This window comes from Arthrobacter sp. D1-17 (assembly GCF_054130535.1).
This window is the reverse complement of sequence record NZ_CP096382.1, coordinates 861921-887988: the sequence shown is the minus strand read 5'-3', so window position 1 is coordinate 887988 and position 26068 is coordinate 861921. Positions and strand designations below refer to the sequence as shown.

Genomic DNA, 26068 nt, shown 5'->3' with positions numbered 1-26068 from the left:
GATGCCGACTTTTTAACCGGCGGAGTTTTACTCACCGGGCAGTACGGTTCGAGAATGCAGCTGTTCCGGCCAGCTGAACCGGCCGCGCTGTTTTGTCAGCCTGTCAGGCGGCTGCAGTCAGCGGTGCCCGGCGCGAAGAGGCGCCCATGCCGGCGTGAGCAGGGGCCAGAACGCGAACGTTGCATTCCGACTGCTGCGGATCGATGGAAACGGGCAAGTGGTGGGTTTCGGAGCATTCGCGAAGCTGCTCAAGGGCGGACGGTTCGACCCGTGCGTGGCTGACATCCACAACGAGCCGGAGGCCCTCCCTGAGGTGGTTGGCGCGCTTTATAACAACGTACAGAGCCTGGATGTTTCGGGCGGTTACATTTCCCTGGGCGGCGACTTGAGCTTCACCGCATTCAAGATCGAGTCGGACCAAAACCTTAAGCTTGTCGTTCAAAACATCTCCCCTCATGCTGGCCGCTACGCCGCGGCCTGGCCGCGACGCTGCGACCGAGAACTACCCTAACCCAAATGTGATGCACGTAACAGTAAAAGACCGAATGTTGCAGAATCGCGATTCTTAAGGGCAACCGGCACGGAGCCGACAAGCAACGGCCCCGGCGTTTAAGGGACTGAGTCCGCCGAAACGGATTTCGGCGGACTCAGACCGGTTCTCTCGGCAGTTCGGACTATAAGTATTCGTCCCTGGTGGGATCCGGGCGGAGCGGCGCAGGCCCTGGGTCCGGGACGGGAAGCGGGCCCGGCGGTTCCGGCGTAGGGAAAGGACTGGGCGGCGTAGGGCCAGTAGGGTCCGGTCCATTCGGATTGGGACGCATGGGATCGGGACCCGGCTCCGGCGGAAACGGCTCTGGCTCGTGCACTGGCGGAATTGTCATGGCTGCCCCTCGGCTGCTGGATTGTTTCCGGTTTGCGGACGCCAGTTCAGCATACGCCGGAGGCCGGAGCTGGGACAGAGGTCTTCACGCCCGCTTCTCCCCTCCCCTGCGTCACCTTGGACCCGCATGCCCACGGCCAATAAGCCTTCTCTTCCGGTAGCGAACGGCCGGCCTATTTGGCGGTTTCGCTCTATATATTGAGGGAATGACCCAGACTCCGCTGCAGCATTCCGCAGATACCCCCGCCGCTGCCTCCCCTGCGCCTCCGGCCGCAAAGAAGGTGCCCACTGAACGCACCCACCACGGTGACACGTTCGTGGACAACTACGAATGGCTTCGGGAGAAGGACTCTGAGGAGGTGGTGGCGCACCTGAAGGCCGAGAACGCCTATCAGGAAGCCGTCACCGCCCATCAGGAACCGCTGCGCGAGGCGATCTTCCAGGAGATCAAGGGCCGCACGCAGGAGACCGACCTGTCCGTCCCCAACCGCAAGGACGACTGGTGGTACTTCAGCCGCTCTGTGGAGGGCAAGGAGTACGGCATCCAGTGCCGCGTGCGCGCCCAAAACACCGGCGACCCGGTGGCGGACTGGACTCCTCCGGCGGTTGAGGCCGGCGTCGGGATACCGGGCGAGGAAGTGCTGCTGGACTGCAACGTGGAGGCTGAGGGCAAGCCCTTCTTCTCGGTGGGCGGCTCGGCAGTGACCGTGGACGGAAACCTGTACGCCTATGCCGTGGACAACTCCGGTGACGAACGCTTCACGCTGCGCATCAAGGACCTGCGTACCGGCGAGTTGCTGCCGGATGTCATCGAGAACATCTTCTACGGGGTTTCCTTTTCCCCGGACGGCACCCGGATCTTCTACACAATGGTGGATGACTCCTGGCGCCCGTACCAGGTCAAGGCGCACGTCCTGGGTACGCCCGTCACCGACGACGTGGTGATTTACCAGGAGGACGACGTCGCAATGTGGCTGGGCTTCGAGCTGTCCTCTGACAGGCGTTACCTGGTGCTGGGAATTGGCTGCTCCGAATACAGCGAAACACGGCTGCTGCGGCTGGACGATCCCGATGCCACGCTCACCACCGTGATCTCCCGCGACGAACGCGTCCTTTACGAGGCCGAGCCATTCCTGCTGGAGGGCCAAAACGGGCAGAAAACTGAGCGCATCGTCATCACCCACAACCGGAACGCTGTCAATTCGATGGTCTCACTCGTGGAACCGTCCGAACTCGCGAAGCCGCTGGCCGAGCAGCAGTGGACTACCGTCGTCGAGCATTCCGACGACGTCCGGGTGAACGGCGCGGGCGTCACCTCGACCCATATGGTGGTCTCGGTCCGAAAAGACACCATCGAGCGGGTTCAGGTCATCTCCCTGGCCGGTCTCGGCACCGCCGCCCAGGAACCGCCCGTGGAGCCAGCCTTCGACGAGGAACTGTATACAGCCGGAGTAGGCGGTTCCGACTACGAAGCGCCCGTGATCCGGCTCGGCTACACGTCCTACTTCACGCCGTCGCGGGTCTATGACTTCGTGCTCCCCACCACGGACCTGCCCGCAGGTGAACTGCTGCTGCGCAAGGAAAGCCCGGTGCTCGGCGGCTACAACGGCGATGACTACGTGGCCACCCGTGAGTGGGCGCAGGCCGAGGACGGCACCAGGATTCCGCTTTCGGTGCTGCGGCACAAGGCGGTTGCCCGCGATTCAACGGCTGCCGGCCTGGTCTACGGCTACGGCTCATACGAAATGAGCATGGACCCGGGCTTCGGCATTGCCAGGCTCTCGCTGCTGGACCGCGGCGTCGTCTTTGTCATCGCGCACATCCGTGGCGGAGGCGAGCTGGGCCGGCACTGGTACGAGAACGGCAAGAAACTCCGCAAGAAGAACACCTTCACCGATTTCATCGCGGCCACGGACTGGCTTGCGGCCTCGGGCTGGGTGGCGCCGGACCGGATCGCGGCGCTGGGCGGCTCGGCGGGCGGCTTGCTGATGGGTGCCGTGGCCAACCTTGCCCCCGAGAAGTACGCGGCCATCGTGGCGGAAGTGCCGTTCGTCGACGCCCTCAACACCATCTTGGACCCGGAGCTGCCGCTGTCCGCGCTCGAATGGGAGGAGTGGGGCAACCCCATCAAGGACCCGGCGGTCTATGAGTACATGAAGTCGTACACGCCGTACGAGAATGTCCGGCCCGCCGCGTACCCCAAGATCGCCGCGGTGACCTCGTTCAACGACACCAGGGTGCTTTACGTCGAGCCGGCGAAATGGGTGCAGGAGCTGCGGAATAAAACCACGGCTTCAGACCCGATCGTCATGAAGATCGAGATGGACGGCGGCCACGGCGGGGCGTCCGGACGATACGTGCAGTGGCGCGAGCGGGCGTGGGACTACGCCTTCATTGCCGACTCCCTGGGAGCCACGGAACTCCTCCCCGGCGCCGGACTGAAGTAGCTCTCCGACTCGTCCACGGGCCCGACCGGTCGGTTTGTCAGTGATGGCCGCTTGAGGACGCGCCAAGCGGCCAACACTGGCAAAGTGGCAAGAGCCGCGCCTCTGCACCCTATATTTGGACGGTGCTTACGTTGTTCGGGCTCTCACTGTCGAGGCTGAGGTTGTCGATGCTGCCATCACTGAAGAAATACCTGCTCGTTCCCGAGCTGATGCGGCTGTCCTCCAAGGCGCCGCGGGATCCGCACCATGCCTGGGACCAGTACTGGGGAGACATTCGCCGCACCGGCCAACCCGATGGCGTGCTGTGGGACTCGGGCGACGACCACGAAATGCTCGGCTACCTGGAGCACCTGAAGCGGCAGATGGATCCGGAGCTTCCCGTGGTGGACGTCGGCTGTGGCAGCGGCTCATTCAGCCGGAGGTTGGCGGCGCACTTTCCCCACGTCCTCGGCGTGGATGTGTCAGCCCAGGCCGTCGCCCTGGCCCGCTCGGAATCGGAGGGACTGGAGGGGCTCTCCTTCGCTACGGTTGACATGTCGGCGCCGGGAGCAGCCCAAGCGGTGAGAACTGCGCTGGCTGCAGCAGGTCTGGCTGGCGATGCCAACATCTTCATCCGGGGCGTCCTCCACGTTCTCAAGCCCGCCTCCCGCGCCGCGCTGGCCGAACAACTGCTCCCGCTGGTGGGCAGAAGGGGCCGCGTCTTCCTGTCCGAAACGGACTTCCGGGGTAATGCCGTCGAATACGTCAGCCATCTCGGCGCGACCAAGAGCTTCATACCGGAGCCTCTCGCCCACGCCATCCGGGCCCTTCCCATGCCCGGACGCTTCGGGTCCGTTCAGCGCCTGCGAGCGTTTCCCGAATCCCGCTGGGACCTCGTGGAGGACGGTTCCGCCGTCATCGAAACCCATCCGCTGACCTCGCGGGAACCGGAACGGATCCCGGGGTATTTTGCGGTCCTCCAGGCGCGCTGACTGCCGCTGGACCTGCTCCCCATCCTTATCGAGTGCTGAGTAGGCGACCAGATGCGCGCTCAAAACCGAACTTACTCGGCAACCGACGGGGCCTGGGCTTCGTTGAGCCAGGCCAGGGCGTCGGGTTCGGAGGTGAAAAACTTCGTGGGACACGGAACCTTGTGGATGCCGAGGAAAAAGTTGGCGAGCACCCGGTCCACCGGCGACGTGCCGAGCAGCGCAATCCGGGAAGCCTGGCACGGGCGGCCAAAGACGGCGCGCGCTCCCCGGCTGACGTCCGAAGTAGTGGCCATATCCACGAGCATCGGGAGACGGCTTGTCCCGGACAAGGCATTGACCTTTGCCATGGCAGCTTCCGCATCGGCTGCCGTAATACTGGCACCCCGTGCCCAGGTCAGCCGAAGGAATCCCCCGTCATCCAGGACCAAGTCAAACAGCCCATGTTCGCCGCTTGTATCGGCATTCATTGTTGAGACCTCCTCTTGTCTAAACAGACAAGTATCAAGCTACCGCTCCTTGCGGACCCGTCCAACGCGCGCCTTCAATAGACGGAGGAACTCCGCATCTGGTTGAACACCTTCCAAGGGCTGATATTGTGAGTCGAAAATCAGGGGTGGCGCACTGGCGGCGCTCACAACAGGGGGCAATGTGGTTCAGGCACCGGCGGAAAGTCTTTCCCTGCCGCGGGCAGCCGTGGTTGCGATTCCTGATGCGCGTCTTCTCGCCGCGACAGGACACGCCCTCGCTGCTGCCGGTTTTACTGTCCATTCAGCCCTCGATGCCGATTCCCTCGCCTTGGAGCTTGCACGGACTGATCCCGCCGTCGTACTGCTGGATACACGCTTGGCCGAGGGATTCTCCGGGGAGGGCACGCCGGTGCTGCTTCTGGTCGACCTCACCGACGACTTCGACCTGGCCCGGCTGGAGCCGTGGGGCGCTGCTGACTACGTCTCAAGAAGTGCATGCGCACAGGAACTCGTCCACCGGGTCAACACCCTGATTGCACGGTCTCAGGAGCGGCGCCGGATCCGCGCGGAGGCCGAGTCCCTGCGCGAAAGCCTGCGCAACGTCTCCGCTGCCATCCGGGGCACCAACAGCCCGCAACAGATGGCCGGCCACTTGGTGCGTGGGTTTGGTGAGGCGTTGGGAACAGACCATGTCTGGTTCACCACCTTCCAGGATCCGAGGGTCCCCCGCATCACGTCGCAATGGTGCAGGACGGGTTTGTCGCCGCTTCCGGACTCGATTGGATCCTACGAAGATGCCGCCAGGGATCTGGCCAAGTGCCTCTGGTCCGAGGCCGAAGTGCTGGCTGTGGCGGACCACCAGGTCCCCGCTGCCTCGCCCCTGGCCAGTGAGCTGCAGGACTGGCTGGGACTCGCTCAGGCCTCCGCGTCCGTGGTTGTGCCGGTGGGCGACAATGAGTCCGCGCTTGGCATCATCTGGATCGCCCAGCTGGACGCTCCGCGCGAGTGGACCCGGGCCGAAATAGCCCTCATCCAGCACGTTGCAGGTAACCTCGCCCATAGCCTGATCCAGGGCCATCTCATCAGCGCCCAAGTGCAGGTGCTGCAGCAGCTCCGCGAACTGGATAAGGCCAAGACGGACTTCCTGGCGACGGTAAACCACGAGCTCCGCACCCCGCTGACGTCCATCACCGCCTACCTCGACATGATTCGCGATGGCGCCGGCGGCCCGGTGCCTCCAGGCATTGAGTCCATGATGGAAGTCATCTCCAGGAATTCTGAAAGGCTCCGGCGCCTCATTGAGGACCTGCTCACCGTTTCCCAGCCGGACGGTTCCGGCCGCCTCCACCTCAAACAGGTGGAACTCGGCCACATTCTACGGATCGTAGTTGCCGCGCTCCGCCCGCTCGCTCAAGCGCGGAACGTTGTCATCACCGGCGCCGACGCCCACGAGGACGTCAAAATCCGCGCGGACGAAACCCAGCTCGAACAGGTCTTCACTAACATCGTTGCGAATGCCATTAAATTCACCCCCGACGGCGGACGGATCAGTATCAGGGTAATGCTTGATCCTGCTGCTGATGCAGCAGGGCAAACGGCCGTGGTCAAGGTCGCCGACACCGGCGTCGGAATTCCCGAGCAGGAGATTTCCCAGGTGTTTTCCCGTTTCTTCCGGGCCTCCAACGCATCCTCGGCAGCGGTGCCGGGCAGCGGTCTTGGGCTGGCAATAGCCCACGATATTGTGCAGCGCCACAATGGCTCGCTCGAGATGAAATCATCGCTGGGAGTAGGAACAACGGTCTCTGTGTACCTGCCGGTGGCCGGCCCTGAGGGCTAGCCAAACCGGCACTGGCCAAACGAGAGCCAGCAAAAACTGCCCCGGACCAAGCGGTCCAGGGCAGTTCCTGTGCATTAGCTAAGAGCCGCTTAGTTCGGCCACGAACCCACGTACGAGTAGTTGGTGGACGAGGAGGTTGTTGTGGTGTCTTTATCCTTGGGGGTGGCGTTGGCAGGAGCAGCGAAGCCTGCAACCGCCAGGATGCCGGTCATTAAGAGTGTTGCGGCAAATTTCTTCATTCCGCTGATCCTTTCGTATTAGTCACGCGCATAGGGCTTACGGGCGTCAGTATACGACCCTTTCCTCAAGTTTTTGCAAGGTTTTTATAGGTGTCAGGGAGTAGAGTAAATCCAAATGTTTTATGACAGTGTTGCGACGTAACAACTCCTGTTTAACTGCGGGTCGAACTACGATCCGGACTCGCCGTGGATAATTGTCAGCATGCCGATGTCTCGAAATCTATCGCCGTTCATGATTGCAGAGCTGGAGGCCCGCGAAAGCTGGAAACGGCGGGACTACAGCACCGGTTACACGCAAGCCGGGCACGCCGCAGCACTGGCCAAGGAAGTGGGCGACGAATACCGGTGGTGGAAGATGGTGCTGCTGCAGGCGGAATGCCTGCGGGACCAGGCCTCCTTCCAGGGATGCCAAGAGCTTGCGGCCCAACTTGCTACTCATGCTGTCTCCGCTTCTGCCCCTGACCTTGGCGCGAGGGCATACATCCTTCTTGCACTTTCCCTCCAAGGATTGGGCAAGCTTTCGGAGGCTGTCGATGCAGCAACCGCAGCCGCCCGGCTGGTGGCCGGTGACTTTGAGAACGTGTACCTGCACATCCAGGCAGAGCAGGCCCTCATTGCTGCGCTCGCCGAGAGCGGCCGGCTGCAGGCGGCCTGGACCGAATGCCTCGCGTTGCAGTCCCTGCTGACGGACGCCGTCGATGAGGACACCGCGGGCAAGGCCTACTGGGTGATCGGCAACGTCGCCTTCCTCACGCACCGGGTTGCGGAAGGCAGCAAGTACCACGATCTTGCGGCAGAAAGGCTCTCGCCCTCCCGCGACGTCGACCTGTGGGCGCGATTCAACCGAGGATCCGCAGACATGCGCCTCAGGGCCCAATTGAGTGACGGCGCCACTCTGCGCTGCATCGAACGCGCCGAGCTCGCAACGGAGGTGGTCGGAGGCAGCGAACGTGACCTCCTGGAGATGGCTTTGGTCCGCGGCCACTGGTACTACCTGACCGGCGACCTGGATTCGGCGGTCAGCATCCTGGCCCCGTTGCGCAGCAGATTCCATATTCTCGCAAGCCAGACGGCGGCGGAAGCCTCCTTCATCCTGGGCAAGGCGATGATGGAGCAAGGAAATGATGCTGAATCGCTGCAGATTCTCGACGAGGCGGCTACGCTGTTCGATACGGCTGCAGCTACGGAGCGGAGCGCCACGGTGCGTGAGTACCTCGACTCCGTCCAGCACCAGCAGCGGTTCTTTCAGGGGGGATAAGTGGCAGAAGCAACGACGGTTTCCGGCGGGCTTTTAAGGACACACGCCCCAGCCGACCATCAGGGTGGCCCGGGCGTCGCCTGTACTGTCTTGCCGAACCTGACCGTCAGGGCCGTGCTGGCGCAAGGCGCCGACCTGAACGAGGCCACCGTCGCACAGCTGGGTGAGCAGCTCGATGCGCTTGCCGACGGCCGCAGGGCCGCCGTCGTCCTTCAACTGAACGGCATCGCATCCGTAAGCCGCGCCGCGCGTGCTGCCTTTGCCTCCATTGCCCCTGCCGCATCGTGGGCTGTCGTCGGCGCCACGCCCGTGGACCGCCTGCTCGGACACTTCCTCCTGAGCGGGGAATCCGGCTCCGCCCCCGCCCGGTATTTCGCCTCCGAACATGAGGCGCTGGGCTGGCTGGCCAGTCTCGACCGCCTGGGCGGAGCTTAGGGACGGGGATGTTCAGCAACGACGACCCCCGGCTGGGACAACTCCTGGATGGCATCATCCGCCTGGCCTCCGGGGAGCTCCACTCGCGCATCGAAGTCTCGGATGCCAGGGACGAGCTGGATGCCGTGATCATGGGCACGAACCTGCTCGCCGAGGACCTGCAGATCGCCTACCAGGAACTGGAGCAGCGCGTGGAGTCGCGCACCCAGATGCTCCACGCCGCGCACGAGGAACTGCAGCGGATGGCTCTGACTGATCCCCTGACGGGCCTCTACAACCGTTCGGCGCTGGTCGCCGCCGTCAAGGACGCCCAGACCCAAACGGCCGACGGCGGGCTGCCGCCAGCCCTGCTGCTGCTGGACCTTGATGCCTTCAAGAGCATCAACGACTCCATGGGCCACTCGGTGGGCGACCGGGTGCTGACCGGTGTCGGACAGCGGATCCGGGCCTGCGTGCGCACGGACGACATGGTGGCCCGGCTGGGCGGCGACGAGTTCGCCATCCTGCTGCCCGGCAGCAACCTTGCACAGGCCACCCGGGTGGGCAATCAGGTCCTCGAGGCGCTCAACGGGACCATCGAGGTGGACGGCAAGAACATCCGGACCGGGGCCAGCCTGGGCGTGCGGCTGGCGGAGCGGGGCGAAACCTCGGAGGAACTGCTCATGGAGGCCGACATCGCGATGTACGCCTCCAAGGCCGACGGCCGGAACAAACTGCGCGTTTTCGAACCGGCCATGCTGCACGCCCGGCAGCTCCGCAACCAGCTGGTGGGGGAACTCCGGGCTGCCATCGCAGACAACCAGCTCGTGCTCTTCTACCAGCCGGTGATCGAGCTGGCGACGGGGAGGGTCGAGGGCGTGGAAGCCTTGGTACGCTGGCAGCATCCCACGCGGGGCCTCATCATGCCCGACGAGTTCATTCCCATCGCCGAGGAAACCGGCCTCATCTCCGCGCTGGGCAACTGGGTGCTCAGGAATGCCGTGGACCAGCTGCGCCGGTGGCGGACCTGCCCCGAAACCAGCAGGCATGACTTCTCCATGCGGATCAACATTTCAGCCGCCGACCTGCAGCGCCTTGAGTTCATCGAGGACGTGCGCGATGCCCTCGCCGACAGCGGCCTCGATCCCGCATTGCTGGTCCTGGAGCTGACCGAGAGCGCCATTATCCAAGGCAACGAGCTCGACCGCTACACCCTGGCCAGCCTTCGCAGGCTCGGGGTGGGGCTTGAAATCGATGACTTCGGCACAGGTTACTCTTCCATCAGCTACCTGCGGCGGCTGCCCGTGGACCGCGTCAAGGTGGACCGGACGCTCCTGACCTCCCTCGGCAGCGACCCCGCCCAGCCGGCCCTGATTGCCGCCATCCTCCAGCTCATCCGGGCCTGCGGACTGGAGGCGGTGTGGGAAGGCGTGGAAAACGCGGAACAGGCCGAGCACCTCCGCACCACCGGGTGCATCAGCGGCCAAGGCTATTTCTTCAGCCGTCCCCTCCCCGAGGCCGAGTTCACGAAACGCCTGACCGAACAGGACACCTGGCCGGCCTGATTCCGGGCCGGCCTCATTCCGGGCCTGCCTAATTCCGCGCCGGAAGGCTCAACCCGCGGACACTACCGCCGCCGCGGCCTCGGCGATCGCGCGTTCCTCGTCGGTGGGCACCACCAGCACGGGGATCTGCGAGGCGTCGGTGGAAATCACCCGGGGTTCCTTGGAGCGCTGGCGGTTCAGGCCGGCGTCGAGCTCGATGCCCAGCGCACCCAGCCGCTCCCCCACAAGCCCGCGGAACTGGTGCGAATTCTCGCCGATTCCCGCTGTGAAAACAAGGGCCATCGCCCCGCCGACGGCCACGTGGTAGCCCCCGATGTATTTGGCCAGCCGGTAGGACGTGACCGCGAGCGCCATGGCCGCGCGGGCATCACCGGCTTCGGCGGCCTCAACCACGGAGCGCATGTCGTTGTTGCCGGCCAAGCCCCTGAGCCCTGATTCACGGTTGAGCATCATGTCGAGGTCCTCCGCGTTCCAGCCGTGCCGGGCCAGGAACACCAGAATGGACGGATCCAGGTCCCCCGAGCGGGTGCCCATGACCAGGCCCTCGAGCGGGGTGAAGCCCATCGACGTGTCCACGGACTTGCCGCCCCGGATCGCCGTGACCGAGGCGCCGTTCCCCAGGTGGGCGATCACGCCGTCGAACTCCTCCACGGGGAGCTCCAGCAATGCGGCAGCCTGGTGCGTCACGTATTCGTGCGAGGTGCCGTGGAAGCCGTAGCGGCGGATCCCATGATTCGTGTACAGCTCGTCCGGGACCGCGTAGCGCCAGGCATGCTCGGGCAGGCTGCGGTGGAATGCGGTGTCGAACACGGCAACCTGCGGCATGTCCGGCCACTTCTTCGTGATGGCACGGATGCCCAGCACGTTGGCAGGGTTGTGCAGCGGCGCCAGCGGATTGAGCCGCTCGATGGCACGGGTAATCTCATTGTCGATCAGCACGGGCTCGCCGAACCGCTCGCCGCCGTGCACCACGCGGTGCCCCACCGCGTCCAGCTGCCGGTCGCCGAGCACCTCGTGGATGGCGGCGTCGACTTGCTCCAATGCCTCGGCATGGTCTGCCGGGCCCACGACTTCGCCGTCGCCCTGGCCGCCGTTGGACATGCCGATGCGCTCAATCAGCCCTTCAGTGAGGATGCTCCCGGAGGCAACGTCGCGGACCTGGAACTTGAGCGAGGACGAACCGGAATTGATGACAAGCACGAGCACGGGGCCTCCTAAGCCTTAACTTCTGCGGACGGGACGGACGCTGTTGCCGGCTTCTGGTTTTCCGCGGTTTGGGCCTGGATGGCCGTGATGGCCACGGTGTTGACGATGTCCTCCACGGTGCAGCCGCGGGAAAGGTCATTGACCGGCTTCCGCAGCCCCTGCAGGACGGGCCCGACGGCGACGGCACCGGAGCTCTGCTGCACCGCCTTGTACGTGTTGTTGCCGGTGTTGAGGTCCGGGAAGATGAACACCGTGGCCTGCCCGGCGACGGACGAACCCGGCATCTTGGACGCGGCGATGGCGGCGTCCACCGCGGCGTCGTACTGGATGGGGCCTTCGACGGCGAGGTCCGGGCGGCGCTCCCTGACCAATTCGGTCGCCTGCCGGACTTTCTCCACCGCCTCGCCCGAACCGGACCCCCCGGTGGAGTAGGACAGCATGGCCACACGCGGCTCCACACCGAACTGCCGCGACGTCTCTGCCGAAGCCAAGGCAATGTCGGCGAGCTGCTCTGCGTTCGGATCCGGGTTCACGGCACAGTCACCGTAGACCAGCACCCGGTCCGGCATGAGCATCAGGAACACCGAGGACACGATCTTCACCCCCTCCCGGGTTTTCACGAACTCCAATGCGGGCCGGATGGTGTGCGCGGTGGTGTGGGCGGCTCCGGAGACCATTCCGTCCACCACGCCCAGCTGGACCATCATGGTGCCGAAGTAGCTTTCGTCCTGCATGACTTCAAGCGCCCGGGGCAGGTCCACGCCCTTGTGCGCCCGCAGCTCCGCATACCTGGCCGCGAAGTCCTGGCGCAGCTCCGAGGTCGCGGGGTCCACGATGTTGATGCCGGCAAGGTCGATGCCCCGGCTGGCCGCGAGCTCCCTGACGTCCCCCTCCCGGCCCAGCAGGGTCAGGTCGCAGACGTCCCGGCGCTGCAGGATCTCGGCCGCCTTCAGGATCCGCACGTCCTTGCCTTCGGGCAGCACGATGTGGCGGCGCTGGGAGCGGGCACGTTCAATGAGGTCGTGCAGGAACCGCAGCGGGGTCATGCGCTCGGCCCGGGGCAGGTGCAGGCGCTCGAGCATCTCGGCTTCGTCCACCTGCCGGGACCAAAGGCCCAATGCTGATGCCACCTTCCGGCGGTGTCCGCTCCAGATTTCGCTGCGGACCTCGGAAACGCGCCGGGCTGTGGTGTAGGTGTCATCCTCCGTCGCAAACACCGGGAATGGGGCGGAGGCCAGCAGCGGATAGATGTTGGCGTCCGGGGCCAGGCCCCCGGTAAGGATCAGTCCGGACGGCACCGGGAACTCGGGCGAGAACGACGACGCCAGGCAGGCCACCATCACATCCGCCCGGTCACCGGGCACGATCACCAGCGCGCCGTCGTCGAGCACGTTCAAAAAGTTGCCCACATTCATGGCGGCGACCTTGACGTCCCGGACGTCGCGTTCCATGTCGGCGCGGCCGGCGATTTGCTGCAGGCCAAGGGCGGCGCCCACTTCCCCCGTGGTGGGCCGGGCAATCTCCTCCAGCTCCGGGAAGATGTAGACCGGCCTCCCGGACGCCCCCGGCTTCACGGCGTCGGCAATGGCCCCCACAGCCCTTGGATCCGCGCGGTTCACCATCATGGCCAGGAGCGAGCACTTTTCGGCGGCGAGCTCCTTGCGGGCGACGTCGACGGCGGCCGCAACCTCCGCGGCGCTGCGCCCCTTCGCCCCCACCACGGCCACCACGGGGGCGGCCAGGTTGTTGGCGAGGCGGGCGTTCAGGTCGAATTCGACGGCGGCGTCGTGGCCCGTGAGGTCCGTGCCCTCCACGATGATCACGTCGCAGTGCCGGGACATCTCCGCGAAGATCTCCACGCAGCGGCTATCGATTTCTTCGCGCCGGCCCTCGGCCAGCAGGCTCCGCACCTCGGTGAAGGTCAGGCCGCCGCGGCAGCGTTCGCCATCGAGGTCGAAACGGGACTGCATCAGCGCCACCATGGGGTCCGCACCCGGATTGTCGCCGTGGACCACCGGCTTGAAGAAACCGAGCCGGTCCGCGTGCCGGTGCAGCGTGTCCGCCAAGCCCAACGCTATGAGCGACTTTCCCGAACCCGGGGTGGTCGCACTGACATAAATCCCTTTGGCCATCATCAAGTCCTCTGGTTGGAAGGTCCTGCAGCCTGCGTCCTGCATCGACCTGTTCCGTGAAACGTACCCACGGGCATCCCGTCTAAGCAGCGGAGCCCCGCCGCCCCTTCATACTTTCACTTGTTCGCAGTCTTTCGGGAGCACACAATGGTGTTGATCCCCACGTCAGTGGCTCAGCGCTCATCCGGGCACGTGGCGGCGTTCGCCTCGCCCGCCCCTCCCGTGAGCCCGAACGGGCACTTCAGCACCCGGCCCCGCCTGGACGCACATTTAAGGACCGGGCGCAGGATATAAGCACCGAGCCGATGGAGGAGGGAAATGGCCGCCGAACCGCCAGATGATGCGTCCGCCTGGCCGGTCCACCGCCGACTCACCCTGTTTTTCATCCTGGCCTTCCTCATCTCTTGGCTGATCTGGCCGCTGACTCTGCTCAATCCCGGGAGCTCGCCCATGGCGCCCTTCGGACCGGCCGTAGCCGCCGTGCTGGTGGCCGTTCTCGCAGAGGGAAAGGAAGGCCTGCTACGGCTGCTGCGCCGGCTGGGCCGCTGGCGGATTCCCGGGCGCTGGTACCTGGTGGCTTTCGGACTGCCGTGCCTGTTGGTGGGGGCATCGGCGGTCCTGACGGTGGCGGGCGGCGCACCTGCTCCAGACCTGGCGCCGAACCCCGGATGGTTCATGCTGGCCGGAACATTCGCAGCGACCTTGGTGGTGGTCGGACTGTTCGAAGAGTTGGGCTGGCGCGGGTATGCCCTGCCGCTGCTCCAGCGGAACCTCACTGCCCTCCCCGCAGCCCTCCTGCTTGGCGTGGTGGGGGCACTCTGGCACATTCCCGAGTTGGCATCCGACGCTACACAGCAGCGGCCGCCGGTTCCTTTCCTGCTCATGGTCGTGGCGCAGTCCGTGCTGCTGGCGTGGATCTTCAACAGCACCGCGATTCCCCCGCCCCGGTCGCGCGCCAGCGGTCGGAACACCTGCGGAAGCGTGCCCCTCTGTATGGTGTTCCACGCGATGTTCAATACGGCCGGGGCACTGATCTTTCCGGCATTCGCCGGCCCTCACTATCTCGCCTTGTGGTGGACGTTGTCGCTTCTGCATGTGCTGACTGCGCTTGCGGTGATCGCCTACGCCGGACCCTGGCGCCTTGCCCGGAGTCTTGACACAGAGCCCCTTCATGGGATTACCTAATGAACATTCGGTAAATAAAGCTGGAGGCAATGACGCATGGCTGGATCAACAATTTCGGGGTTAACCCACCCGATCCTCGAGAATGACTACGCCTCCGAGTGGATGGGCATCGAGGTCCTGGCCCTCGGCGACGGGGAAGCCACCATCCGCATGACGCTTCGGCAGGAAATGCTCAACGGCTTCGGCATGGCACACGGCGGAATGATCTTCGCCTTCGGCGACACAGCCTTCGCCCTCGCCTGCAACCCGGCGACCCCGGCCACGTCGGAAACCCCGGCCACGCCCGAAACCGGACCCGGCCTGAGCAACGAAGAAACCCCCAGCGCCGGAACGGCAGACACTGAGGGGACGGAGGCAGCCGGACTGGCCGGCTCCGCCGGAGCCGGATCGGACAGCATCACTGTTGCCTCCGGCGTCGACATCAACTTCCTCAAGCCGGCCTTCCAGGGCCAGGTGATTACCGCCGTCGCCCACCGACGCTCAAGCGCCGGCCGCAGCGGCCTGTACGACGTCCAGATCTTCGCCGCCGACCCCGGCTCCGAGATCAGTTCCGGCAAGCCGGGGGAGCTCATCGCCGAGTTCCGCGGGCGCAGCCGCACCATCCCCAAAAAGTAGGAACACACCATGACTCTCCACGCCACAGACCCCCACGCCGCATCCTCAACGGCAGCAACTCCTGCAACTGAGGCGGTCCTCGACCCCGAGGAGACCATGTCCCGGGACGAGATCGAGGCACTGCAGCTCAGCCGCCTTCAGCACACGGTCGCCTACGCCTACGACCGGGTACCGCTCTATAAGCGCAAATTCGACGAAGCCGGAATCCATCCCGCGGACCTGCGCGAATTGTCGGACCTCGGCAACTTCCCGTTCACCACGAAGGAAGACCTGCGCCAGGAATACCCGTTCGGCATGTTCGCCGTGCCGCAGAGCGAAATAGCCCGCGTGCACGCCAGCTCGGGCACCACCGGCCGGCCCACGGTTGTCGGCTACACCAAGCAGGACCTGGCTGACTGGGCCAAGCTCGTGGCCCGCTGCCTCCGCGCCTCCGGCGTCCGCCCCGGCATGAAGGTGCACAACGCCTACGGCTACGGCCTCTTCACCGGCGGCCTCGGAGCCCACGCCGGCGCCGAAGCACTCGGCTGCACTGTGATCCCGATGTCAGGGGGCCAGACCGAGCGCCAGATCCAGCTCATCCAGGACTTCGAGCCTGACGTCATCCTGGCCACACCGACGTACCTGCTGACCATCGCCGATGCTATGGCGCACATGGGCATCGACCCGACTTCCACATCCCTGAAGTATGCCGTGCTCGGCGCCGAACCCTGGACCCAGGAGATGCGCCACGAACTCGAAGTCACCCTGGACGTCAAGGCCTGCGACATCTATGGCCTGTCCGAAGTGATGGGACCGGGCGTCGCCGGCGAAGCAGTGGAGACCCAGGACGGCAGTCATATCTGGGAGGACCATTTCCGCCCCGAAATCATCGACCCCTTCAACCCGGCACCGGGCAAGGAGAACGTGCTGGGCGACGGCGAACACGGCGAGCTCGTCTTCACCTCGCTCACCAAGGAAGCCCTGCCGATCATCCGCTACCGCACCAAGGACCTCACACGGCTGCTCCCCGGCACCGCCCGTCCGGCACACCGCCGGATGGGACGCATCACCGGCCGTAGCGACGACATGATCATCCTGCGCGGAGTGAACCTGTTCCCCTCGCAGATCGAGGAAATCGCGCTGCGCATCCCCGAGCTCAGCCCGCACTTCCAGCTTGAACTCACCCGCCCCGAAGGCCAGCGCATGGACCAGCTGACGGTCAGGATCGAGCGCCGCGACAACGTCACCGCTGAGCAAAGCACGACGGCGGCCCGCGCCTTGCGCGAGCAGATCAAGATCCACGTGGGTTCTTCATGCACGGTAGACGTCGTGGAGCCGGGCTCGCTGGAGCGTTCGAACGGCAAGCTGCGCAGGATCTACGACCTGCGGCCGAAGGGGTAGACGGTATGGCGCTGCGGCCAGCGCAAGGCCGGCCCCAGCCGCCTTCTGCCCATATCGACCGAACGTTCATGAGAAAATAGGCGGTATGCCCAGCACAGCAGCCAGTACATCAGCACCGACGAAGCGCGGCCGTCCCGGATACGACCAGCAGTCCGTGCTGCTCATCGCCGTCGACGTCTTCAACCGCCACGGCTACGATGCCACGTCCATGGGCATCCTGGCCGAAAACCTGGGCATCTCTAAATCGGCGATCTACCACCACGTTCCCTCCAAGGGCGATCTGCTCAAGCTCGCCCTGGACCATGCCCTCGGCGGCCTCGAGGCCATCCTGGAGGAGCCCGGCGCCACCTCCGGAGCGGCCGACTCCCGGCTTGAATTCGTGCTGCGCCAGACCATCGCGGTGCTGGTGGAGCGGCTGCCGTTCGTCACGCTACTGCTGCGGCTGCGCGGCAACACGGACATCGAGCGCAATGCGATGGAACGCCGCCGGTCCTTTGACCATAAGGTGGCCGAGTTGATTTCCGCGGCCCGCGACGAGGGATCGCTGCGGCAGGACATCGACCCCCGGACCGTGACCCGCCTCCTGTTCGGCACCATCAACTCGATCGTTGAGTGGTACAAGCCCGGCGGCTCACTGTCGCCGCAAAAGCTCGCCGACGACGTCATCACCATGGCGTTCGACGGCCTCCACGCCAAGCCTTAGGCCTGGCAGCTCCCCCGGGCCGCCGGCTTACTCACGTCCGCGGCTGGGCAGGGTTCGTGGGAACGCCCTGCGACGGCGGGTTGATTGGAGGCCCGGCAGTGTCCGGGCTGACAGGGGAGCCGCCATGGCCCTGGCTGACCTCGGGCATGTCTTGGGGAAGGGACCCGCTGGGCTCAGCACCGCCCCGCAGCGCGTCCAGCCTGGACTCCAAAACCTGCACTACTGGCAGCCTGTTCCCGTGCGCCTGCTCATACGCCAGCAGCGCCTCCACGCCCCCGGCGTCCAGGGAGTGGATTCGGGAAGGCAGGGTGCCAAGCGGGATGTGGTCGTAGTCGGGAAGCGGCAGATCGTTCCGTTCGGGTGAGTCGCTCATCTTTCCTCCTGGTTTTAGGTTCGACCAACGTAACAGCGGCGCTTTTAATTCGGAACCCTCTTCCACATCTGGCCCCTAAAAACCCGCCCCTCTTCCACATCTGGCACGAAATCGGACCCTCCCTCAAGAGCTGAGGAAGGGTCCGGAAGAACTGCTGGATGTCGTGTTCAGAGCTGATATTCAGCCTGCTGTCCCTTGGTCTCGTGAACGCAGAGGATGTTGTTTTCCGTATCCATGAACCATGCGCATTTCTCGGCATCTGTCGTACAGATGTGGTTCTCAGTCTTAAGATCCGGCAGGTCATAGTCCTGGAAATGGACACCCTTGGCCTCCATATCCCGGACCGTCCGTTCGATGTCCGTGACTTCGAAACTGATGGTGGTGTGTTCGGAATGCTTGCCGTCCCTGACGGGCATCAGCTGCAGTATGGGGCCGCCTTCATGGCCGAACAGTTCGCTTCCGTCCTCTGCCACGCCACGATGGGGAAGGCCAAGTGTTTCCGCATAAAAACGACGGGCGCGCTCTTTGTCATCCACGGGCAGGACGGTTGTGGCTTTGTTGAGTACTAGGTTCATTTTGCCACCTCCTACGGGGGACATTTTAAGCCCGCAAGGTCCAGAAAGATCTTAGGAGATTCCTTCCCGGACGCCTTCCCCAAGTGTTCCCAGCCGCCAGATATATGAGAGAGCGTCCCCGGGAACGCCTCCAAAAGTGAGAGAGCGTCCCCGGAAACGCCGCAGGACCTGCGAGAGGGTTGGGAAAAAACGGCAGGAAGTGAGAGAGCGTTACTTTTCCACGAGGGTGAGGACGTCGTACGTGGCCACGATTTCGTCGTTCTGGTTGGTCAGGACGGCGTCCCAAGCCACCTCTCCGTACTCGTCCGTTTCACGCGGGGTGATCCTCTTGGCCGTGAGGGTAACGCGGATGGAATCGCCTGCGGCAACGGGGGTGATGAAGCGCAGGCTCTCCAGCCCGTAGTTAGCCAGCACCGGGCCAGGAGCAGGCTCAACGAAGAGTCCAGCGCCCCAGGCGAGCAAGAGGTAGCCGTGCGCCACGATGCCCGGGAAGAACGGGTTGGCTTCGGCGGCCTCCTGGTTCGTATGGGCGTAGAAGGTGTCGCCGGTGGAGTTGGCGAAGGCCGTGATGTCCTCCAGCGTGACTTCCCGCAGGTCTGACCGGACGGCGTCGCCAATCCGCAGAGTCTCGAGGGACTTCCGGAAGGGATGCGTGCCCTCGGTTTCCACAGTGAAGTTGCGGTCGGCCCCGGTGTGCCAGACGCCGGTTACAGCCGTCAGCATGTTGGGCGAACCCTGGATGGCAGTGCGCTGCATGTGGTGCATGACGGAGCGGATACCGCCCAGCTCCTCGCCGCCGCCGGCCCGTCCGGGACCGCCGTGGACCAGGTGCGGGACTGGGGAACCGTGGCCGGTGGAGCTGCGCGCGTCCTCCCGGTTCAGCATCAGCACGCGGCCGTGGTGGGCTGCGATCCCCGTGACCAGTTCCTGTGCAACGGCGGGATCGTTGGTGCAGACCGAGGCGACGAGCGAGCCGCCGCCACGGGCGGCGAGGCGGACGGCGTCGGGAATGTCCTTGTAGCCGATGACGGAGGACACCGGACCGAAGGCTTCCAGTGAGTGCACCTGCTCCGCTTCAGCGTCGGCCCAGCTGAGCACCACCGGGGACATGAAAGCGCCGCCCTCAGCCACGCCCTTGGCGCCGTCGGCGTTGGTGACCGACGGCGAATCGAGCGTTCCGTATGCCAGTTCACCGCCGGCGTCGATCATGGCCTGCACGGCTGCGCGGACGTCGTTGAGCTGCTCCACGGACGCCAGGGCACCCATGGTGACGCCTTCGGCCCGGGGATCACCGAGCACCACGCGCTGGTCGACGCGGGCGCCGATGGCGGAAACGACCGCCGGAACCAGCTCCTGGGGCACGATCGCGCGCCGGATCGCTGTGCACTTCTGGCCGGCCTTGACTGTGATTTCGGTGACGACGGATTTGATGAAGGCGTCGAACTCCGGAGTGCCTTCCACCGCGTCCGGTCCGAGGATGGCCGCATTCAGCGAGTCGGTCTCGGACGTGAAGCGCACGCCGCCGAGCACCACGTTCGGGTGTGCCTTGAGGGATTGCGCCGTGGACGCAGAGCCGGTGAAGGCAACGAGGTCCCGATAGTCCAGCACGTCCAGCAGCCCGCGTACAGAGCCGGAGATAAGCTGAAGCGCACCCTTGGGCAGGATATTGGATTCGATGATCGCCTTCACCACGGCGGCCGCGACGTAGCCGGTCGGCGTTGCGGGCTTCACGATGGTGGGAACACCAGCGATGAACGCGGGGGCGAGCTTTTCCAGCATCCCCCAGACGGGAAAGTTGAAGGCGTTGATCTGCACGGCAACACCCGGAATACGCGTGTAAATGTGCTCACCGACGAACGAGCCGTCCTTGGACAGCACCTCCATGGGCCCGTCCACCACCACCTGGGAATTGGGGAGTTCACGCCGGCCCTTGGACCCGAACGTGAAGAGCACGCCGATACCGCCGTCGATATCGATCATGGAGTCAATTTTCGTGGCGCCGGTCTGCGCGGAGAAGGCGTAAAAGTGCTCGCGGCGGGCGTTCAGGTACTGCGCCAGCTCCTTGAGCTTGAGGGCGCGCTGGTGGAAAGTCAGCTTGCCAAGTTCAGTTTGGCCGGTGGTGCGTCCGTAATCCACCACGGCGGCAAGGTCCAGCCCGTCCGTGCTCACCTTCGCCAGAATTTCGCCCGTGCTCGCATCACGCACAGGCACAGCGGAAGCTGCCGAACCGGCGCTGGGCGTCCACCAGGAGTCCTGCACGAAGCTTGGCACTGTCTCCACGGTGTCCAGGGAGGGCTGGGGAGCGGTAGCGGTTGTGGTCATCGTTGACGGGTCCTTCCAACGCGGAACAAACAAATCCGGGCGATCCGGGAAACCGGCCAGCGCATTACTGACCGTCCGTTCGGTAATATGTCTACAGTACATGATGTGCCGCGCTGCACACTAGGAGGGCAGCAGCCCGCCGGTCCGCCGCCGGGCCCCGGCGCCGTGTTCCAACCGTTGGAGCCGTGTTCCAACCGTTCGAGGAGACCAGATGATGCCCAAACCCCGCGACGCCGATCTGCAGGATGCGGCGCCAGCCCCCCAAACGCCGGAAGTCCAAAAGCCTGCCGCCCCGAATCCTACCCGGGAGCTTTGGCAGATCACGCTCGGGGAACTCGACGAGAAGATGGGCGTGAAGATCCTCGAGCAGTCGGTGGAGCGCGTCGTGGCCACCATGCCCGTCGAAGGGAACCGCCAGTCGTTCGGGCTGCTGCACGGCGGGGCGTCGCTGGCCGTCGGCGAAGCAGTGGGCTCGTGGGCCGCCGTCATCCACGCCAGCACGCTGGGAAAGACGGCGGTGGGCGTGGATGTGTCGGCTACACACCACAGATCGGCGCGCAGCGGATTCATCACCATCACGGCAACTCCCATCCACTTGGGAGGGACGCTCACCACCCACGAGGTGCTGATCACCAACGAGGCCGGACAGCGGCTCTGTACGCTGCGGATCACCAACCTGCTGCTGGCGCCAAAGGTCTAGCTGCCCGATATCCCCGCCGGCGCGCGGATAGGCTGGGCGGGTGAGTGAAGTGACTGGCCTGAGTCCCGTCCTGGGTCCCACCCTGCTGGCTATCGGCCTCCTGATGGCGATGACGGCTGCAGTACTCGCGGGCTACCGCGTACCCCGCGCCTATTCACCGGCGCTGGCCGTTGTCCGCGGCGCTGCCCAGCTCGCCGCGGTGAGCCTGGTCCTGGGCGCAGTGATCGCCAGCGGCACCTGGGTGGCTGTGGCACTGGGCATCATGTTCCTCGTTGCCTCGATGACCGCCACGCGCCGCCTTGGCTGGAGCTGGGCACACCTCGGCATGGTCAGCTCCTCAATGGCGGCCGGCATCATGCTGACCCTCATCGTCATTTTCGCTACGGGGTCCATTGAACTTACGGGCCGCTACGCGCTGGCGATTGGCGGCATTGTCATCGGCAACTCGATGACTATTGCGGTGCTGGCAGGCCGCCGCTTCAATGAGGCCGTGATCGACCAGTGGGACGTCGTGGAGGCGTGGCTGGCACTGGGTGCGAAGCCGCGGCAGGCCACCCGGGACATGGCGCGGCATGCAGTGGCCGCATCCCTCATACCCTCCGTCGACCAAACGAAGACCACCGGTCTTGTCACCCTCCCCGGGGCGTTCGTTGGCGCCATTTTTGGCGGGCTCTCCCCGCTGGAGGCAGGACGCTTCCAGATTGTTGTGCTTGCCTCGATCGTAGCCGCCGGCTCCGTCACGGCCGTGATGCTGGTGCATATGCTGGCTCCGGTCCGCCGCCAGCCGGCACGGATGCGCTAGGCGCAGCGGCTTAGGTTAGCGGCCCCTGTGGCTAACGGCGGCCGCGCCGACGTAACGCAATCAGCAGCAACCCGCCCACGATCAGGGCAACCGCAGCCCCTCCGGCCGCCGGCAGCCCCGAAGCTCCCGTATCCGCGAGCGCCGCAGCAGCTGCTGTCGGTCCCGTCCAGGAGCCGGCTTGTCCCTGTGGCTGCACGCCCTGTGGCTGCACTGCCGCAACGGTGGGTTCTGGAGCCGGGGTCAGGACTGCGGGTGCAACCGGGCGCACGGGCTCCGGCCGGGCAGGTGTGTCCTCGCCAGATGCACCACTGCCCTGTATTGGACCGGGCGGGGCAGGCGCCGGCGCCGCTGGTTCTGTCCGGCTGCGGAACGTGCTGACGGCGGAGCTGCTGAACCCGTTGACCGCCTGCGCCGAGAACCCGGGTGTAGAAGCTGGGGCTGCGAAGGACCACATGCCAGCAGCGTCAGCGGGGACCACCAATGGCTCCCGGCCTGGTAGCGTGATCCGCACACTGGAACCGGCCGGAACGCTCGTCCCGGCCAGGGAAGGAATGCGTCCCGAGATGCGCTGCCCTTCCGCAATCGGTCCTGCTGACAGGGGCGTGGTCAGCACAGGCTTGCTGAGGAACAGCCGGAGCTCGACGCCGGGCAGCACCTGGAGCGAGTCCTGCAGTGTGGCGGCCACAGCATAATTTTCGAGGGAGCTCCGCGGATTACCGGCCGAGTGCGTGCCGACAGCGTAGTTGCCGCTAATCCATGGCCCTCCGGAGTCCCCCCCTGCGGACTGCACGGAATAGGACAGGAATCCCCTGAACGATCTGAGGTCCGCCGGCTCTCCGGAAGGACCGCCCACCACATAGATCCCCACCTCGTCCACGACGCCGCATGACCAGCCCTCGGTCCGGCCGGAGCGGCAGACGAACTGCCCGACAACGGGCGCCGCAGAGCCTACGATCTGCACGGAGTTCTTGCCCAGGTCGGCCGTGTCCTCCCAGGTCGTTGCTGCAGGCAGCAGGTTTAGGTCCCCGCGGATCGATTCGACCACGGCGATGTCCTTTCCGGGGTCCCCCGGGTTGTCCAGGTCACCGCCAATCCAGGCATTCCCGGGTCCACCGAACTGGCTGAAGCCAAAGATTCCCAGCTCCCCGGTGACAGCGCTTCCTGCAACGGCACCGCCGGCGGGATCACCGGCCGGAAGCGTGACCTCCGTACGTCTGGCAGCTCCGTCGTCCGCGCAATGCCCGGCGGTGAGCACCAGCGGCTCACCTGCAGGGCTGAACGCGCTGAAGCCCGCGGAGCAAACCACCCCGCTGCCGTCGACCCTGTACCCCTGGCCCCCGAAAAAGTCCTCTTCGCTGGCGAGCGGCTCGCCCTGCACCAGCACCACGTTTGCGTACTTTTTGACAAAGTCCGACGGCGACGTGCCGGCTGCCCCGGCAGCCTCACTTGCGCGGCTCCCGCCTTGACTCTCCGTCTTCCTTGCAGTTTCGGCTGAATTCACGCCTCCGGTGCGGATGATGAATTTGCCGCCGGCCTCGGCAACGGCCTGAAGCCCGACGGGCCCCACCTCGCGCAGGTATGCCCGGTAGAGCTGTTCAACGCTGCTGACCTGAAGCTCCCCGCCTGCTGCAGTCCCGGCGGCAGGTTCCGATGCGACGGGGTTCGCCGAAGTTTCGGCGGGCCGACCCGCTGCCTGGTCCGGAGCGGAGCCGGTGAGGACGAACTCGTCCCTTCCAGTTCCGCCGGCCCTGTTCAGCCCGGCAACGCGATCTTCCAGTTCCGGACCCGAGCCTTCAACCCGGATGTGTCCGTCCCGCAACCGTACCGCCACGAAGCCGCGCAGGTCCCGGAGTACGGCCAGGGCCTCGGCCGCACGCTTCGCCTGCGCGCCCGCGGCGTTGAACTCCGCCAAGGTCATGCCCAAGTCGCGCGCGACGGCCTCGGCCAAACCCTCGTCGCCAGGTGCAGGGGCTGTGGCCGCCTTCCTGGCCACTGCCTGGCCGTTGGCAGCCTCAATGGTGACTGCCGGCGTCGGACTTTCCCCGGTTGCATGCGCCGGCGCTGACGCCGCGGCAATACCGAAGGCGAGCACGGCCGCGATCCCCAAGGGAGCATGGCGGCGCGGCCCACGGCGGGCGCCGGGGGCGTAGTCATGGAACCTCACAGGCCAACCCCCGCATCGAGCAACAAGAGGATCCTGTCCAGCTCGGCAGGCGTGATGCCGTGCGTGAGCAGGTAGTCCCGTGTCTTCAGCGACCTCACGAACTGCAGAACGCCCGCCCCCCGGATTTCCAAAAGCGGCGCCAGCTCGTCTTGGTCCAGGTAGCGTTCGTGGGGGTGCGGTGTGGTCATAGTTCGGTGGCGCTCATTGATGCCGCGCATTGCCGCCTGGTAGGCGGAAACGATGTCCTCATCAGTTGCGCCCGCCAGGTCCTGAAGCATGGCCGCGATCATGCCGCTGCGGTCCCGTCCGGCAGAACAATGGATCACGACGCCGCCTGGAGACTTGGCCACGCTCCGAAACACAGCCGCCACCCTGTCCGGAAAGAAGCGCGCATTGGCAGCGTAGAAGGCCGGATCGTTGAGGTAGGGGACACAGAGTGCCTTGAACTCCGGATGGTCCGGGTCCTCCGTGGGAGCGTGGACGACATCGAAGGGAGCCAGTGCCTCCCCCACAACCGGATCCGCGGGCCGCGGCTGCCGCTCTGCGGGGTTCCGGAGGTCGATGACCGTGCGGACGCCGTCGTCGTACGCCTGCTGCCAACCGGCAGCGGTGAGCCACTCACGCCGGCCCATCCGGTAGACAGAGCCAGCCACGCGCCAGGCGTTCACTGCCCCGTCCCAGCTGACAGGTCCCCTGCCAGCCGGTACATGCTCCCTCGCTTTCACGCAGACAGCTAACCACATCTTCGCCGGTGTCTGCACAGCTCAAACCAAGTAGTACCGGATCACAAGACGCAAAAAAACGGGTAATTGCCACGGGTTCGCACAGTTTCTTCCGGGAGTACCCTAGGGCCCGTGCAGCGTTTCCTGCGCACCAATGGCTTCCCTGAATGAGGGGCTCATCGTGATAACCAAAATGCTCCGCCGCCACACCGCCCGCATGACGGGAGCCATTGCCGTTCTGGCACTCACCGCCGGCGTGTTCTCCACGCCTGCTTCCGCTGATCCTCCCCCGACGTATGTCGGTCTAGGTGATTCCTATGCAGCGGGAATCGGGGGCGGGGAATATGGATCAGCACCGGCATTTGGGGACGTCCCGCCATGCATACAGACCGATGCGGCCTACCCCGCCCAGCTCCGTGGCCTCAACCTGGCATGCTCCGGCGCCACAACGGCCGACGTCTCCAGAATCGTGACGGCTGCAGCAAATCATTCGAGCACGGCGCGCAGGGTAAAACATGCCTCCCATATCACCGTCACCGTGGGCGGGAACGACATCGGTGCTGCCGCCGCTACCGTTCAATGCGCGGGCCTGACCCCGGCTCCAGAATGCAACGCGGCGCTCTTCGAGTCGCTGGCCGTGAAGCTTCCGCAGCTGCCGGCGAAGATCAAGGCCATGGTGGCGGTCATTAAGAGCAAAGCGCCCCGGGCCAAGATTGTCCTGACAGGGTATCCGCGGCTGTTCACAGTCGATTCCATGGCTCCTGAGCAGAAGACCACGGCCACCACAATCAATGCTGCCGTCGATCTCCTCAACGCCACCCTTGCCGCCTCCGCCTTGGCGAACCGCGTGGGGTACGTGAGCGTCACGCAACGGTTCACCAACCACGGCGTCGGATCTGCGGATCCCTGGATCGTCGGACCGCCCCCGGTCTGCCTGGCGACACTCACCTGCGCCCCCGATGGCAGGCCTGCGGACACGTTCCACCCGAATGAGGCGGGACACAGCAACGGGTACGTTGCGGCGGTAGGGGCGGCGCTGACCCGTTAGCTGCGCAGCACGTGCTTTCAGGATCCGCCCCTGAAAGCACGTGTGCTGGTCCGCTTGTCTCGC

At 65.3% G+C, this 26068-nt stretch carries 23 protein-coding genes; 14 read left to right on the top strand and 9 right to left on the bottom strand.

Going from position 1 to position 26068, the window contains the following annotated elements:
• Positions 1-154 precede the first annotated feature (154 nt).
• The 3 genes from M1E01_RS04135 (at position 155) to M1E01_RS04125 (ending at position 4298) form a co-directional block, all read left to right on the top strand.
• Positions 155-511 carry a hypothetical protein gene (locus M1E01_RS04135; protein WP_457973841.1) on the top strand — a complete coding sequence of 119 codons (357 nt, stop codon included), beginning with the start codon at positions 155-157 and terminating at the stop codon, positions 509-511.
• Between the two features lie 575 nt (positions 512-1086).
• Positions 1087-3327, top strand: coding sequence for a S9 family peptidase (locus tag M1E01_RS04130; RefSeq protein ID WP_457973840.1), 2241 nt, complete (start codon positions 1087-1089; stop codon positions 3325-3327).
• 167 nt (positions 3328-3494) lie between these two features.
• Positions 3495-4298, top strand: coding sequence for a class I SAM-dependent methyltransferase (locus M1E01_RS04125; RefSeq protein ID WP_457973839.1), 804 nt, complete (start codon positions 3495-3497; stop codon positions 4296-4298).
• Positions 4299-4369: 71 nt separating this feature from the next.
• Here M1E01_RS04125 and M1E01_RS04120 read toward each other — a convergent pair whose 3' ends face one another.
• Positions 4370-4765: a DUF7793 family protein gene (locus tag M1E01_RS04120; RefSeq protein WP_457973838.1), complete on the bottom strand. Its 396-nt coding sequence runs from the start codon at positions 4763-4765 to the stop codon at positions 4370-4372.
• Between the two features lie 181 nt (positions 4766-4946).
• Between M1E01_RS04120 and M1E01_RS04115 the strand changes: the two genes are divergently transcribed.
• Positions 4947-6602 carry an ATP-binding protein gene (locus M1E01_RS04115; RefSeq protein WP_457973837.1) on the top strand — a complete coding sequence of 552 codons (1656 nt, stop codon included), beginning with the start codon at positions 4947-4949 and terminating at the stop codon, positions 6600-6602.
• A gap of 89 nt (positions 6603-6691) precedes the next feature.
• On the opposite strand, the gene M1E01_RS04110 is transcribed toward M1E01_RS04115, so the two are convergent.
• On the bottom strand, positions 6692-6841 hold the full coding sequence (locus M1E01_RS04110; protein WP_457973836.1) for a hypothetical protein: 150 nt from the start codon (positions 6839-6841) through the stop codon (positions 6692-6694).
• A gap of 202 nt (positions 6842-7043) precedes the next feature.
• Between M1E01_RS04110 and M1E01_RS04105 the strand changes: the two genes are divergently transcribed.
• The 3 genes from M1E01_RS04105 to M1E01_RS04095 all read left to right on the top strand — a co-directional run bounded on the left by M1E01_RS04105 (position 7044) and on the right by M1E01_RS04095 (position 10078).
• Positions 7044-8099 (top strand): hypothetical protein, encoded by a 1056-nt coding sequence (locus M1E01_RS04105; protein ID WP_457973835.1) that lies wholly within the window; start codon positions 7044-7046, stop codon positions 8097-8099.
• 90 nt (positions 8100-8189) lie between these two features.
• A complete protein-coding gene (locus M1E01_RS04100) occupies positions 8190-8534 on the top strand; it encodes a DUF7793 family protein (RefSeq protein ID WP_457973834.1) in 345 nt (114 codons plus the stop codon).
• A gap of 8 nt (positions 8535-8542) precedes the next feature.
• Positions 8543-10078 carry a putative bifunctional diguanylate cyclase/phosphodiesterase gene (locus tag M1E01_RS04095; RefSeq protein WP_457973833.1) on the top strand — a complete coding sequence of 512 codons (1536 nt, stop codon included), beginning with the start codon at positions 8543-8545 and terminating at the stop codon, positions 10076-10078.
• Between the two features lie 48 nt (positions 10079-10126).
• Here the strand turns inward: M1E01_RS04095 and M1E01_RS04090 are convergent, their stop codons facing one another.
• Together M1E01_RS04090 and pta are read right to left on the bottom strand one after the other, a co-directional pair.
• The gene (locus M1E01_RS04090) at positions 10127-11284 is read right to left on the bottom strand and encodes an acetate kinase (RefSeq protein WP_457973832.1); all 1158 of its coding nucleotides are present in this window, start codon (positions 11282-11284) and stop codon (positions 10127-10129) included.
• An 8-nt stretch (positions 11285-11292) separates the two neighbouring features.
• Positions 11293-13416 (bottom strand): phosphate acetyltransferase, encoded by a 2124-nt coding sequence (pta, locus tag M1E01_RS04085; protein WP_457974856.1) that lies wholly within the window; start codon positions 13414-13416, stop codon positions 11293-11295.
• A gap of 318 nt (positions 13417-13734) precedes the next feature.
• On the opposite strand from pta, the gene M1E01_RS04080 reads away from it, so the two are divergent.
• The 4 genes from M1E01_RS04080 (at position 13735) to M1E01_RS04065 (ending at position 17299) form a co-directional block, all read left to right on the top strand.
• Complete coding sequence (locus tag M1E01_RS04080) at positions 13735-14601, top strand: CPBP family glutamic-type intramembrane protease (RefSeq protein WP_457973831.1); 867 nt, start codon at positions 13735-13737, stop codon at positions 14599-14601.
• 36 nt (positions 14602-14637) lie between these two features.
• Complete coding sequence (locus M1E01_RS04075) at positions 14638-15216, top strand: hotdog fold thioesterase (protein ID WP_457973830.1); 579 nt, start codon at positions 14638-14640, stop codon at positions 15214-15216.
• 9 nt (positions 15217-15225) lie between these two features.
• On the top strand, positions 15226-16596 hold the full coding sequence (gene paaK, locus M1E01_RS04070) for a phenylacetate--CoA ligase PaaK (RefSeq protein WP_457973829.1): 1371 nt from the start codon (positions 15226-15228) through the stop codon (positions 16594-16596).
• Between the two features lie 85 nt (positions 16597-16681).
• Positions 16682-17299, top strand: coding sequence for a TetR/AcrR family transcriptional regulator (locus tag M1E01_RS04065; protein ID WP_457973828.1), 618 nt, complete (start codon positions 16682-16684; stop codon positions 17297-17299).
• A gap of 31 nt (positions 17300-17330) precedes the next feature.
• Here M1E01_RS04065 and M1E01_RS04060 read toward each other — a convergent pair whose 3' ends face one another.
• The 3 genes from M1E01_RS04060 to paaZ form a co-directional block, all read right to left on the bottom strand.
• Entirely contained in the window at positions 17331-17672 is a 342-nt protein-coding gene (locus tag M1E01_RS04060; protein ID WP_457973827.1) for a hypothetical protein, read from the bottom strand.
• A 167-nt stretch (positions 17673-17839) separates the two neighbouring features.
• Positions 17840-18247 carry a VOC family protein gene (locus M1E01_RS04055; RefSeq protein WP_457973826.1) on the bottom strand — a complete coding sequence of 136 codons (408 nt, stop codon included), beginning with the start codon at positions 18245-18247 and terminating at the stop codon, positions 17840-17842.
• A gap of 210 nt (positions 18248-18457) precedes the next feature.
• Positions 18458-20569, bottom strand: a complete 2112-nt coding sequence (gene paaZ / locus M1E01_RS04050) for a phenylacetic acid degradation bifunctional protein PaaZ (protein WP_457973825.1) — start codon at positions 20567-20569, stop codon at positions 18458-18460.
• A gap of 211 nt (positions 20570-20780) precedes the next feature.
• Here paaZ and M1E01_RS04045 point away from each other — a divergent pair, with 211 nt between their 5' ends.
• Together M1E01_RS04045 and M1E01_RS04040 are read left to right on the top strand one after the other, a co-directional pair.
• Positions 20781-21269, top strand: a complete 489-nt coding sequence (locus M1E01_RS04045) for a PaaI family thioesterase (RefSeq protein ID WP_457973824.1) — start codon at positions 20781-20783, stop codon at positions 21267-21269.
• A gap of 103 nt (positions 21270-21372) precedes the next feature.
• Entirely contained in the window at positions 21373-22071 is a 699-nt protein-coding gene (locus tag M1E01_RS04040; RefSeq protein WP_457974855.1) for an ABC transporter permease, read from the top strand.
• A 31-nt stretch (positions 22072-22102) separates the two neighbouring features.
• On the opposite strand, the gene M1E01_RS04035 is transcribed toward M1E01_RS04040, so the two are convergent.
• Positions 22103-24235, bottom strand: coding sequence for a S1 family peptidase (locus tag M1E01_RS04035; RefSeq protein ID WP_457973823.1), 2133 nt, complete (start codon positions 24233-24235; stop codon positions 22103-22105).
• Positions 24232-24978, bottom strand: a complete 747-nt coding sequence (locus M1E01_RS04030; RefSeq protein WP_457973822.1) for a tyrosine-protein phosphatase — start codon at positions 24976-24978, stop codon at positions 24232-24234. The genes M1E01_RS04035 and M1E01_RS04030 overlap by 4 nt, the downstream gene beginning before the upstream one ends.
• A 133-nt stretch (positions 24979-25111) precedes the next feature.
• Between M1E01_RS04030 and M1E01_RS04025 the strand changes: the two genes are divergently transcribed.
• A complete protein-coding gene (locus M1E01_RS04025; RefSeq protein ID WP_457973821.1) occupies positions 25112-26005 on the top strand; it encodes an SGNH/GDSL hydrolase family protein in 894 nt (297 codons plus the stop codon).
• Positions 26006-26068: the final 63 nt, after the last annotated feature.